At 67.7% G+C, this 12,780-nt stretch carries 11 protein-coding genes; 5 read left to right on the top strand and 6 right to left on the bottom strand.

Translation table 11 applies throughout. From position 1 onward, the window contains the following. On the top strand, nucleotides 1-330 hold a 330-nt coding region (locus DMB80_RS04370; RefSeq protein ID WP_162938401.1), incomplete at its 5' end, for an integrase core domain-containing protein. Nucleotides 331-533: 203 nt separating this feature from the next. Beyond that, on the top strand, nucleotides 534-2,312 hold the full coding sequence (locus DMB80_RS04365) for a hypothetical protein (protein ID WP_111508702.1): 1,779 nt from the start codon (nucleotides 534-536) through the stop codon (nucleotides 2,310-2,312). A gap of 5 nt (nucleotides 2,313-2,317) precedes the next feature. Here the strand turns inward: DMB80_RS04365 and DMB80_RS04360 are convergent, their stop codons facing one another. Next, a complete protein-coding gene (locus tag DMB80_RS04360; protein WP_111508701.1) occupies nucleotides 2,318-3,241 on the bottom strand; it encodes an SDR family oxidoreductase in 924 nt (307 codons plus the stop codon). A gap of 87 nt (nucleotides 3,242-3,328) precedes the next feature. Between DMB80_RS04360 and DMB80_RS04355 the strand changes: the two genes are divergently transcribed. Continuing rightward, nucleotides 3,329-4,162, top strand: coding sequence for a helix-turn-helix transcriptional regulator (locus DMB80_RS04355; RefSeq protein WP_046366693.1), 834 nt, complete (start codon nucleotides 3,329-3,331; stop codon nucleotides 4,160-4,162). Nucleotides 4,163-4,171: 9 nt separating this feature from the next. Here DMB80_RS04355 and DMB80_RS04350 read toward each other — a convergent pair whose 3' ends face one another. Beyond that, complete coding sequence (locus tag DMB80_RS04350) at nucleotides 4,172-5,551, bottom strand: aspartate aminotransferase family protein (protein WP_111508700.1); 1,380 nt, start codon at nucleotides 5,549-5,551, stop codon at nucleotides 4,172-4,174. Nucleotides 5,552-5,564: 13 nt separating this feature from the next. Next, nucleotides 5,565-7,055, bottom strand: coding sequence for a CoA-acylating methylmalonate-semialdehyde dehydrogenase (locus DMB80_RS04345; RefSeq protein WP_111508699.1), 1,491 nt, complete (start codon nucleotides 7,053-7,055; stop codon nucleotides 5,565-5,567). Between the two features lie 81 nt (nucleotides 7,056-7,136). Between DMB80_RS04345 and DMB80_RS04340 the strand changes: the two genes are divergently transcribed. Further along, nucleotides 7,137-8,735, top strand: a complete 1,599-nt coding sequence (locus DMB80_RS04340) for a PucR family transcriptional regulator (RefSeq protein WP_111508698.1) — start codon at nucleotides 7,137-7,139, stop codon at nucleotides 8,733-8,735. Here DMB80_RS04340 and DMB80_RS04335 read toward each other — a convergent pair. Further along, complete coding sequence (locus DMB80_RS04335) at nucleotides 8,724-10,061, bottom strand: APC family permease (protein ID WP_240431005.1); 1,338 nt, start codon at nucleotides 10,059-10,061, stop codon at nucleotides 8,724-8,726. The genes DMB80_RS04340 and DMB80_RS04335 overlap by 12 nt on opposite strands. Before the next feature lie 65 nt (nucleotides 10,062-10,126). After that, nucleotides 10,127-11,227, bottom strand: a complete 1,101-nt coding sequence (locus tag DMB80_RS04330) for a DmpA family aminopeptidase (protein WP_111508696.1) — start codon at nucleotides 11,225-11,227, stop codon at nucleotides 10,127-10,129. 109 nt (nucleotides 11,228-11,336) lie between these two features. Between DMB80_RS04330 and DMB80_RS04325 the strand changes: the two genes are divergently transcribed. Next, nucleotides 11,337-11,945, top strand: a complete 609-nt coding sequence (locus DMB80_RS04325; protein ID WP_111508695.1) for a TetR/AcrR family transcriptional regulator — start codon at nucleotides 11,337-11,339, stop codon at nucleotides 11,943-11,945. Nucleotide 11,946: 1 nt separating this feature from the next. Here the strand turns inward: DMB80_RS04325 and DMB80_RS04320 are convergent, their stop codons facing one another. Beyond that, nucleotides 11,947-12,735, bottom strand: a complete 789-nt coding sequence (locus DMB80_RS04320) for a PE-PPE domain-containing protein (protein ID WP_111508694.1) — start codon at nucleotides 12,733-12,735, stop codon at nucleotides 11,947-11,949. Between the last annotated feature and the right edge of the window lie 45 nt (nucleotides 12,736-12,780).

Here is a 12,780-nt window from a genome sequence, read left to right as displayed (position 1 = left end):
CGAGCCCCGGCCCCCATCGCACTGGTCTCTGACAACGGGCCCTGCTACCGCGGGAAAGACTTCCAAACCCTCTTCGCCGGCCACGACCCCGTCCTGCGCCACATCCGCACCCGAATCAAGTCACCACAGACCAACGGCGTCATCGAACGGTTCTTCGGCACGCTGAAATACGAGCACCTATTCCGCGGCTACATCGGCGATGGCGACGCCCTCGACATGGAAGTTCACCGATTCCGCATCATCTACAACACCATCCGACCCCACCAAGCACTAGCAGACCACACCCCCAAACAGGCCTACCTCGCCAACAAAAACATGCCACCTTCTTGACTCAAGACACAACTTTTCGATGGCGGAACATGGTCCCGGAAACTGCGCGCACGAGCCGCTGACCGGCTACTTTCGACGCGATGAATGCTTCGCGGGTTATCGGGCGGGTCGGCGCGCTAGCGGTCTTCTTAGGGGTGGGCGCTGCGGCGGTAACCGTGTGTCCACTGGCGTCCGCGGCGCCGGACTCGTCAGCGTCGGACTCGGTGCACGCAGCGCCCAAGGAGACGCCCCGAAAGGTCGACGCGCGACCGCTGCGGGATCGCGTCAAAGACGGCGCCGAGACACCCAAGCCGCGGCACCGCGACCTGATGGCGACGCGCCGAGCGGCGCGCCAGGCCCCCGACGACGGTTCCGCCATCGCGGACCCGACTGAGGCTGCGCCGCGCACGCGGACACTCGCTGCGGTTCGCGAGTCACGCCACGCTGTGCGCGAAAACCTCAGCGATGCAGCGTCTGCCGATCCCAAACCCGAGCGTTCGACCGTCACGGTCGCGCCGAGTCCTCTTCTGAAACGCGCGGAAATGCGTGGTGCCCAGGGTGTGCCACCCGGGGTGGTCAGCCTGGCGCTCACGTCCGTGCTGGAAGTCGGCTTCGCCGCAGTGGTGTCGGTGCTCAACATCGGCATGCCGAGTCCCACGGCCGCGCCGCCGCGATTGAAGCTGAACGGCTACAGTCTGGTTCCCGACTCGCCAGAGGAAATCGGCTCGTTCTATGGCCGGTGGACGTACCTCCCCGGAGCGCCGAGTCTCGTTCAAGGCCAACAGAAGTTCGACATCATCGACCCGCGCACTAAAGCGTCAGTCGGCGAATTCGACGCCCTGATCGGCCGGGGGCTCGGCTACAACTACACCTCGCTGCTCGTCACCGACAACGGGGGAGGCAACGTCGGAACCGGACCCGGCCAGGTTCCTCCGGTCGGTTCACTGATCGCCACCTTCAAGGTCGGGCCCGTGGGCTGGGCGTACTCGTCGATGCCGACGTCGTCCGGCGATGTCATCTCCTTCAAGATCGTGACCCCGTTCGGCAGCATCCCGCTGCCACTGACCTTCGACGGCGCCGCCGGCATCGCCGACCACACCTTCGACAACAGGCCGGTGAAGCTGACCAACGGCTACAGCATCGCGCCCGCCGATCCCGACGGCGAAACCATCACTGCGACAAGCGGAATACAGCCGCTGTTCACCAGCATCCAGGGCCGGCAGGTGTTCGGGATCTACGACTCGGCGGGCACCCAGGTGGGGAGCTTCGAGGGTGTCTTCACCACGACCTCCGACATCCTGGGCACGTACACACAGGCGATCCTGGTCACCGCCAACGACGGCGTCAACGTGGGCACGGGCGCCGGACAGAGTCCGCCGGTCGGTTCGGTCTACAACGTCGTCTACGCCGGTGGCGACGACAACTACGTTCTCTACCAATCTCTTCCGTCGCCGACAGGGGATGTGGTCGTCGTCGAACAGGTCGGACCGGGCACGGTGCAGACCAGCACCAAGACCTTCATCGACGCCTCGCTGCCGCAGTCGACGCAACCACTGCGGGTGACCCGCAGCCTGACGCTGGTCCCGGTCTCTGCGCTGGAGCCGGTGGGCGTGAACGGGCTTCCGCCGCGGGAAGTGCAGTACCAGGGTTACCAGCGATTCGACGTGTACGACGCCGAAGGCAACCGCGTCGGCAGCGTCGACGCCGACGTCGCAACCCAGAGCGATCTGTACGGCATCCACAGCGAGGCAGTGCTCGTCACCAACGTGGTCGACGGTGACGCCGGGACCGGCAGGGGCGAGACCCCTCCGGTGGGATCTGTCTTCAACATCGTGTCCCTCGGCGACAGCGGCTTCGGTAGCGTCCAATTCGTGATGCCCGACGGCAAGGTGGACATCAAACGGTCCTGGATCACCACACCACTGGGCAATATCCCGGTGTTCCGTGCCCGAACGTGGGTACCTGATCGCGTCGACGTGTCGTTCGCGCACACGACCGTCTGACGCCGTCAGGCGAGACTCACTCCGGTGAGCTCCTGGGAGATCGACCACAGACGCGCCGCGGCAGCGTTGTCGCGCAACGGTTTCCACAGGGACTGCTCACCGGGCGGCCCGCCGGCGCTGCCTGGCCAGCGTGGTCCGTAGAACGCGCCGTCGGCTGCGACCGTGGCGGCCGTCAACGCCGGCAGTGCTGCCGAATCCACCGTCCCGACGAGTAGCCCGTGCGCGGAAAGCCAGCGGATCACGCGCACTTGCGTCGTGTCCCGCGTCCGGCCGAGCTCCGGACGGGAGGCGAGCAAGCTGGTCGGAGCGACCCCGGGATGAGAGATGGTGCTGGTGATGCCCCAACCGGCGGCAGCGCTACGACGGGCCAGCTCGAGTCCGAACAGCCCGACGGCGATCTTGGACTGCCGGTAGGCGGCCATGCCGTCGTAGGACCGCTCCCAGTTGAGGTCGTCCCAGTTGATCGTGCCGCCGCGCGCGGCGATGCTCGTCTGCGACGTCACTCGGGCACGCCCGGCACGCAACAGCGGCATCAGGTGGGCCGTGAGTGCGTAGTGCCCGAGATGGTTGGTGCCGAACTGTAATTCGAACCCGTCTGCGGTGGCCTGCCGATTCGGCGGTGTCATCACGCCGGCATTGTTGACCAGCAGGTGGATCGGACGGCCATCCGCGCGCAGTGCGTCACCGAGCTCCGCCACCGATGCCAGAGAGGACAACTCGAGCGCCGCCAGCGTCAGCGTCGCTCGCGGACACCTCTGCCGTATCCACGCCACCGCGGCCTCACCTTTGTCCGGGTTACGCACCGGCAGAACCACGTCGGCGCCCGCCGCGGCCAGCCGGCTCGCGATGCGAAGCCCGATACCGTCGCTCCCGCCCGTGATCACCGCACGCTTGCCGGAAAGGTCGGGGACCGTCACGTCGAATGTCATGTGACGAGGCTGCCCGAGCGCGACGGGCGTAGCCACGGATCAACGATCCGTGGCTACGGCACCACCACGGCGGGGAGAATGTCTTCCATGATCGATCGCTCGGCGCTGGCCGACTTCCTGGTCCGCCGCCGGGGCGTGCTGCAACCCGAGGACGTGGGAATGCCGCGCGGGCAACGTCGTCGAACCACAGGTCTGCGCCGGGAAGAAGTCGCTGCCCTGTGCCACATGTCGACCGACTACTACTCCCGATTGGAGCAGGGGCGAGGGCCGCAGCCGTCAGAACAGATGATCGCGTCGATAGCTCAGGGGCTTCATCTGTCCCGGGACGAGCGCGACCACCTGTTCCGGTTGGCCGGCCATGAGCCGCCGGCGCGTGAGGCCGGCGGCGAGCACATCAGCCCGGGCATGTTGCGCATCCTCGATCGGCTGACCGATACGCCCGCCGAGATCGTCACCGAATTGGGGGAGACCCTGCGCCAGACCAGGCTCGGCGTCGCTCTGGTCGGCGACCTGACCCGTCACACCGGTCCCGCGCGCAGCATCGGCTACCGCTGGTTCACCGATCCGGCCGCACGGGCCCTCCACCCGCCCGAGGATCACGAATTCTATTCGCGCATGTACGTTTCCGGCCTGCGAGAAGTGCTGGGCCTGCGCGGGCCCGGTTCCCGGGCCGCGCAGCTCGCCGACCTGCTCTCGGTGCGCAGCGACGAATTCCGCGCGCTCTGGCGCGAACACGTGGTCGGCATCCGACCGCGCGAGGTCAAGCGGTACCAGCACGCCGAGCTCGGTCGGCTCGAGCTGAACTGTCAGGTGCTGCTCGATCCGGTTCAGTCACACGCGCTTCTGGTCTACACCGCCGAGCCCGGCACCGAGAGTCACGAAAAGCTGCAACTGCTCGGCGTGCTCGCCCCGTCGGTGTGAGGCGCCAGCTCAGCGCGCGTGTTCGTCGGCGACGTCCAGCGCGGCGTCGAGGATGCGCAGCCCCTCGGTGACCTCGTCGTCGGTCACGTTGCACGGCGGCACCGCATGGATGCGGTTGAAATTCGCGAACGGCAGCAACCCGCCGGACTTGCACGCCGCGATCACGGCGTTCATCGCCGGGCTGGAACCGCCGTAGGGGGCCAGCGGTTCGCGCGTCTGCTGGTCGGCCACCAACTCGATCGCCCAGAACACCCCGAGGCCGCGGACCTCGCCGACACTGCGGTGCCGAGCGGCCAGCTCCCGCAGGCCCGGCCCCAGCACGTCGGCGCCGATGCGGGCCGCGTTGCCGACCATGCCCTCGTCCTCCATCGCGGTGATGGTCGCGACAGCGCAGGCAGTCGCGAGCGGATGCCCCGAGTAGGTCAGTCCGCCGGGGTATGCGCGGTCGGCGAACGTCGTGTAGATCGCATCGTTGATCGCCACGCCGCCGAGCGGAACATAGCCCGACGTCACGCCTTTGGCGAAGGTGATCAGATCGGGGACGACGTCGAAGTTGTCGATCGCGAACCAGCGTCCGGTCCGGCCGAAGCCGGCCATCACCTCGTCGGCGATGAACACGATGCCGTGGCGGTCGCAGATCTCACGGACACCGGCCAGGTATCCCGGCGGGGGCACCATGATGCCCGCGGTGCCCGGCACCGACTCCAGGATGATCGCGGCGATCGTGGACGGGCCCTCCATCTGCACCAGACGATCGAGGTGCTCGAGCGCACGCTGCGTCTCCTGCTCCTCGGTCTCTGCGTGGAACGCCGAGCGGTACAGGAACGGCCCATTGAGGTGGACGATTCCGGCGTTGCCGTGGTCGTTGGGCCAGCGGCGCGGGTCGCCGGTCAGGTTGATCGCGGTCTCGGTGCCGCCGTGGTACGAGCGGTAGCGCGAGAGCACCTTGTAGCGACCGGTGTGCAGGCGGGCCATGCGGACCGCGTGCTCGACGGCGTCGGCGCCGCCGTTGGTGAAGAAGATCCGGTTCAAGTCGCCCGGAGTGCGCTCGGCGACCAGCCGGGCAGCTTCGGAACGCGCATCGTTGACGTGCTGAGGTGCGATCGTGCACAGCTTGGCCGCCTGCTCGGCAATGGCCGCAACGACTTTCGGGTGCTGATGGCCGATGTTGGTGTTCACCAACTGTGAGGAGAAGTCGAGCAGCCGGTTGCCCTCGCCGTCCCACACGTAGGAACCCTGCGCCGCGAGCACGGTCATCGGCGTGATCTGCGCCTGCGCCGACCACGAGTGGAAGACGTGCTGGCGGTCCAGGTCATAGGCACGCTGCCCGCGCGCGATCGCGGTGTCGAGGTCTTCGCCGGTGGGCAGGGCGCTCATTGTTGACGTCATGCTGTTCTCTCGCTCAGTTGGTGGGGAAGCCGAGGTTGATGCCGCCGTGGGAGGGGTCGAGCCAGCGGGTGGTGATGGCTTTTTGGCGGGTGAAGAAGTGGACGCCGTCGAGGCCGTGGGCGTGGCTGTCGCCGAACAGGGAGGCTTTCCAGCCGCCGAAGCTGTAGTAGGCCATGGGGACCGGGATCGGCACGTTGATGCCGACCATGCCGACTTCGACTTCGTTTTGGAAGCGGCGGGCGGCGCCGCCGTCGTTGGTGAAGATCGCGGTGCCGTTGCCGTAGGGGTTGGTGTTGATCAGCTCGAGGGCCTGGTCGTAGGTGTCGACGCGCACGACCGACAGCACGGGGCCGAAGATCTCGTCGGTGTAGACGCTCATGTCGGGGGTGACGTTGTCGAGCAGGGTCGGGCCGAGCCAGAACCCGTCTTGTCCGCCGTCGGCGTCCACGGTGCGGCCGTCGAGAACGACTTTGGCTCCGGCGCTTTCGCCGGCGTCGATGTAGGAGGCGACTTTGTCGCGGTGGGCTTGGGTGACCAGGGGGCCCATGTCGGAGTCTTTGGTGCCGTCACCGGTTCTGATGGTGGCGGCGCGCTCGGCGATTTTGGCGACCAGGTCGTCGGCGATCGGGCCGACCGCGACGCATGCGGAGATGGCCATGCAGCGTTCGCCGGCGGAGCCGAAGCCGGCGTTGACCATGGCGTCGGCGGCCAGGTCGAGATCGGCGTCGGGGAGGATCACGGCGTGGTTCTTCGCGCCGCCGAGGGCTTGGACGCGCTTGCCCGCGGCGGTGCCGGTGGCGTAGACGTACTGGGCGATCGGGGTGGAGCCGACGAACGAGACGCTCTTGATCTTGGGGTTGGTGAGTAGTTCGTCGACGGCGGTCTTGTCGCCGTGGAGGACGTTGAACACCCCGGCGGGTAGGCCGGCTTCGGCCCACAGCGCGGCTAGCCACAGCGCGGCTGACGGATCTTTTTCTGAGGGTTTGAGTACGACGGTGTTGCCGCAGGCGATGGCCAGGGGGAAGAACCACATCGGGACCATGGCGGGGAAGTTGAAGGGGGAGATGATGCCGACCGGGCCCAGGGGTTGGCGGATGGAGTGCACGTCGATGTTGGTGGAGGCATTTTCGGTGAACCCGCCTTTGAGCAGGTGGGGGATGCCGCAGGCGAACTCGACGACTTCCTGGCCGCGGGCGACTTCACCCAGCGCGTCGGAGACGACTTTGCCGTGTTCGCTGGTGATGATCTCGGCGAGTTCACCTTTGCGCTCGTTGAGCAGTTCGCGGAACCGGAACAGTACCTGCGTGCGCTTGGCGAGCGAGGTGTCGCGCCAGGCGGGGAACGCCGCAGCCGCGGCGTCGATGACCGCGCGGGCGTCCTCGACCGAGGCCAACGCGACCTGACCCGTCACCTCACCCGTCGCCGGATTCGTCACCGGCGCGGACGCACCGGACGAACCCTCGAACACCTCACCGTTGACCCAATGCGAAATCTGAGCAGCCATACCTAGAAGTCTCTCGCGCGCGAACCCGCCGGTGTCGATACACACTGTCAACGAATCGCCCCGCAGGAATACACTCTGTCAATGCCGTTGACAGTGGGTGAGGTGATCGCTCTGCCCGCGGTGCAGCAGGGCGCCCCCGAGGTGCTCAGCGATCGGCGGTGGACGGAAACCATCCGGTGGGTGCACGGCAGTGACCTCGCCGATCTGTCCAGTCTGCTCCAGGGCGGTGAGCTGGTGCTGACCACCGGCAAGGCGCTCGCCCGCCATCCGCGAAAGTACCTGCGCGGCCTCGCTGACGCCGGTGCGCTCGGCGTCATCGTGGAGGTGGGCACTCAGGTGCCCGCTCTGCCGGCCGGTGTCGGCGCCATCGCCGAGGAACTCACGCTGGCCCTGGTCGTCCTGCACCGCACGGTCCGATTCGTCGAGATCACCGAAGCGGTGCACCGCCGCATCGTGGCCGAACAGTACGACGAGGTGGCCTTTGATCGCCGCGTGCACGAAACCTTCACCGAACTCTCGATGAAACGTGCCTCGCTGAGTGGGATCGTCGACGCGGCTGCTCACATTCTCGGCGAGCCCGTTGTGCTGGAAGACCTTTCCCACCAGGCCATTGCGATGTCGGCGGGGATTCCTGCCGATCTGCTCGACAACTGGGAGCGCCGCTCGCGCCGCAGCCCCGGACGCACAGAACACGCCGAGCCGTGGGCGGTCACCGGGGTGGGGCCACGCGCCCAGCAGTGGGGCCGGCTGGTGGTGCCCCGCGCACCGGCAGACGAGCACCGCGCCAAGATGGTGCTCGAGCGGGCCGCGGCCGCGCTGGCCATGCACCGGATGATCGAGCAGGACCGGACGGGGCTGCAGCACCAGGCGCAGAGCGGCCTGATCGACGACGTCCTGCGTGGTCGTCTCACCGATGAGCGCGAACTGTCCGCGCGGGCCCAGGCGTTGGGTCTGCGGCGTGCCGCTCAGTACCTCCCGGCGACGGTGCGCGCCGAACGGCCGTCGCCGTCATCGGATCCCGTTGCCGGCCACCGGCGCGGCATCGCGTTCCTCGACGCCGTCGCCCACACCGTCAACGCTGCCGGCCACACCGGATTGTTCTCCCTACGTGGCGACTCCGAAGTCGCGATGATAGTGGCGCTCAAAGACTCTCGGAACGTCGACACGGCACTGGCGACTCTGGGAGCCCGCCTCCGGGTGCAGGTGCGACGAGTCGACGGTGCGCCGGTCTCGGTGCTCGCGCTGGGGCCGCCGGTCGAACAGATCGCCGACGCCGTGTCCGGTCTGGCCGAGGCGGCGCACATCGCCGAAGTGGCGCTGGCGCAGGGAGATCGGGACCGTCCGTACTTCCGGGCCGCCGACGTCCGGCTGCGGGGCCTGCTGTCGCTGCTGCGGGACGATCGTCGTGTGCAGCAGTTCGCCGAGACCGAACTGAGGACGCTGCTCTCCGGCGAGCCTGCAGGTTCGCCGCCCGACCTGACCGTGCTGCGCGAGTACCTACGATTGGCGGGTAACAAGGCGGCGCTCGCGGGGCGACTGCACATGAGCAGACCCGCCCTCTACAAGCGGCTGTCCGTCATCCGTGATGCGCTGGGGGTCGACCTCGACGACGGGGAATCGATGACGTCACTGCATGTCGCGCTGATGATCGTCGACGGGGCCGCCGCATCACACCAGTGATCGCGATGGCCGCCATACCAGGAAGCCGACCGCCAGGCCGACGAACGGGATCGCGGCCAGCACCGTGCTGAGGGTGACGCTGCCCCCGGTCACCAGCGTGAAGTTCGACAGCACCAGCCACAGGCTCGCCAGCAGACCGAGCACGGCGAGCACGGGCGCGATCCGGGTGGCCCAGAGCCCGCCGCGGTCGCGGTTGCGCAGGAAGAACACCAGCACCGCGATCGACGTGGTCAGCATCAGCAGCACCATCCCGACGGTCGCGACGCCGGCCATCGAACCGAAGACGCCGACCAGTGGGTCGATACCGAGCAGCGCGAGAACACCGACGATGATCGCCGCCGTCGCGGTCTGGACGAGCGACGAGAACGACGGGGACGCATGGTCGCCGTGCACGGTGGCCAGTCGCGCCGGGAGCAGCCCCTTTCCGGCCAGCACGAACTGGTACCGGGCGATCACGTTGTGGAAGGACAGCACACACGCGAAGAGGCTGCTCAGCAGCAGCACGTTGACGATGTCGCGGCCCACGGTGCCCAGCATGTCGCCGGTGGTGTCCAGCAGCATGTTGCCTTCGCCGTCGAGGGTCTTCTGAGCCACGCCGGTCACCTGATCGGGCCCGAGCGCCACCACGAACGCCCACACGGTGATCGCGTAGAACGCGCCGATGATGACGACCGCGGCGTACGTGGCGCGCGGGATCGTCCGCTCGGGATCGCGCGCCTCGTCCCGGAACACCGCGGTGGCCTCGAAGCCGATGAACCCGGTGAGCGCGAACAGGATCGCGATGCCGATGGTGCCCTGGGTGAACGTCGCCGGGGCGAAGGAGGTGAACGTGATACCGGCCGGCCCGGGCTTGGCGACCATCACGACGTCGAGGATCACCACGATGCCGATCTCGAGGGCGAGTGCGACGCCGAGGACCTTCGCGCTGAGCTCGATGTGCCGGTAGCCGAGCACGGCGACGACGGCCAGGACCGCGAACGAATAGACCGGCCAGGGGATCTCGGGCCCGTCATAGTGTGCGACGGTATCGGCGATGGCCCAGCCGATGTAGCCGTAGATGCCGATCTGGATCGCGGTGTAGGCGATCAGAGCGACCACCGCGATGCCCTTGCCCATCCGTTCGCCGAGGCCGACTGTGACGTAGGAGAAGAACGCGCCCGCTTCGGGAACGTGGGGTGTCATCGTCACGAACCCGATGCTGAACACCAGCAACACTGCCGCGGCGATCACGAATCCGACCGGCGCTCCGGCGCCGTTACCCAGGCCCATCGCCAGCGGCATGTTGCCACCGATCACCGTCAGCGGAGCCGCGGCGGCGACGACCATGAAGACGATGCCGACCGGGCCCAGTTGTCCTGTGAGGCGCCGGGTTTCGGCTGTGGTGGAGGTGGTCACGGGGTCTCCTCGGGGGACAGTGCGGTACGGAGCAGGTCGTGATCGATCGCGTGAGCGGTGAAGCCGTGGCGGCCGGTCATCGTGGTGGCGGCGACCATCGCGTTGACGATGGCTTCCTCGGTGGCCTCGATCGTCAGATCGAACAGCCGCGTCATCAGCTGGGGCGCGAGCATGCGAACACCGATCTCCGGGCGGGCGGTGCCGGCGTCCTCGTCCCAGGCATACGCAGGGATGCCCCGGTTACCCGTCGAGAAGGCCAGCATCAGGTCTCCGCTGTACTGCTCGCCGGTCCCGCCGAGCCGGCCCACGGCCAGAGCTGCACGCTGCGCCAGGCGGGTGCACTGGTGGGGGAGCAGGGGCGCGTCGGTTGCGACGATCACGATGATCGATCCCGATCCTGGTTCATAGCCCGGCGGCAGATCCGGCAGCGGCACCGTTGTCGGGCCGATCATCTCGCCGACGTGGACGCCGTTGATGCGCAGGCGTTCTCGCCGGCCGTGGTTGGCCTGCACGAGTACGCCGACGGTGTAGCGCCCGGTCGCGGTGTCGGTGACGCGCGACGACGTGCCGATGCCGCCCTTGAAGCCGTGGCAGATCATTCCGGTGCCGCCGCCCACGTTGCCCTCAGCGGGAGGCAGCGCCGACGCGCTCTCGAGCGCGGCGCGGGCGTGTTCGGGCCGGACGTGGAAGCCGTTGATGTCGTTGAGCAGCCCGTCGTAGGTTTCGCCGACCACGGGCAGTGACCAGTAGACGCCGTCCCCGCGGGCACGCACCTGCGCGGCGACCAGCTCGTCACGCACGACGCCGACGCTGTGGGTGTTGGTCAGCCCGATGGCGGTGGTCAGCTCGCCGGATTCGCGGATCCATTCGAGGCCCGTCATCTCGCCGCTGCCGTTGAGGCGGTGGGCCCCGGCGAAGACCGGCTCGGTCCAGATGTCGTCGTGCGGGACGACGACGGTGACGCCGGTGTGTACCGCGGGAGGACCCTCGTCATTCAGGGTGACGTGCCCGACCCGCACTCCCGGCACGTCGGTGATGGCGTTGTGGGCGCCGGTGGGGTGGTCGCCGATGACGACGCCGAGGTCTCTTGCCCTCATGACACGCTCCGTTGTTTTCCGAATTGGAAAAGAACTATGCGCCCGTGTCGGGCATCACGCAACAGGAAAGGCAGAATCAATCTCACGACACCGGAGAGAGGGTGGGCAAATGGGACGGCCGAACACCCAGGCGCAGCGGCGCGCCGACATCATGGACGCGGCGATCACGCTGATCGAACGCCACGATCTGGCCACCCTCAAACTCGCCGATGTGGCCGCCGAACTCGGTCTGACCACGAACGCCGTGCGGTACTACTTCAAGGACATGACCGAACTGCTCTCCCAGCTGGCCCTGCGCTCGGACGTGCGCTTCTATGAGCAGCGTCGTCGGCTCGGGGAGCAGACCGACGATCTGACACAGCAGCTGGCGATGACGATCGCGGCGGGCCTGCCGACCGGGGCGGAGGACGCCGAGTGGCGGGCGATCTGGCGGGCGGTGCTCGCGGCGGGATTCGAACTCGACCAGCGCCACGACGTGCAGGGGATCTATCACCGGCAGGTCGGTCTGTACCGAGATCTGTTGGCCGCCGGGGCGGATGTGGGAGTGTTCACCCTCGCCGTGCCGGCGGTCGACATCGCGATGACGCTGATGGCGATGGAGGACTACCTCGGCTATCGCATCGTGGCGCGCGATCCGGAGATGGATCGTGCGACGGCACTGCGTCTCATGCGGCAGTATGCCGAATCAGCAACGGGGACAAGTCTTCCCGCGGTCTAAATCAGTCGCGCCGGTAGGCCGACTCGATCTGCGCGTCCGCCGCGTTCGGTAGTAACGACTTCTCGTTCGTCAGCACGAAGGTGGTGTTCCCACGCTGCCAGACCGTGAGCGAGGGGTCGTTCAGATCCACGCCTTCGTAATGCGGATGGATGAACAGCTTTCCCAGGTCGGCGTTGCGCACGGCTTCGGCATTGTTCTTGTCGGTCGGCGAGTCGGCGTAGCCGTCGTAGCGACGCGCCACATCAACGATGTGCCAGGGGGTGTCGGTCGGAGTGGCCAGGCCGGTGGTGCGAAGGGTCGGATCGCCCACCTTCGAGCCGCCGGAGGCGCGCAGCGGGTTGCCGAACAGGACGAAGGTCAGGCGGTCGGGCCCCGGCACCGTCGGATCCTGTGCGTGCTGACGCATCCATTCCGAAGCCACCTGGGCCCCTTGGCTGTAGGCGAGCACGATGACGGAGCCCGGGGTGGCGCGGATCGCCGCGTCGATGTTGGCCACGCCGGTGGGGATCGAATCCAACGCCAGATTCCGGGGGTAGTCGACGACCTTCATCGTGTACGGCCCGGTGCTGAACGCCCCACGGAATTCTTCAGCCATGTTGTCGCGGAAGTGCAGATCCGCTCCGGGCAGCGCGAGAACGCTACCGCTGGGCGGGATTCCCAGCCGGGTGGCGGTCGCTGCGGTCAGACCGGTCGATGGAGCGGTCGCGTCCCGGCGCGCCGCGATGCGATGGCCAAGGCATCCGGTGCACGACAGCGCGAGGATCATCACGATCAGCACGCGAAGTCTCATGGTGATCCACCTCCTCCGGGCCTGCGCGAGTGTAGCTCTGGCACA

Origin of the sequence: Mycobacterium kyogaense (assembly GCF_003254575.1) — a bacterium.
Lineage (GTDB): Bacteria > Actinomycetota > Actinomycetes > Mycobacteriales > Mycobacteriaceae > Mycobacterium > Mycobacterium kyogaense.
Note: the sequence above shows the minus strand (reverse complement) of the source record. Positions and strands in the feature narration are given on the sequence as shown.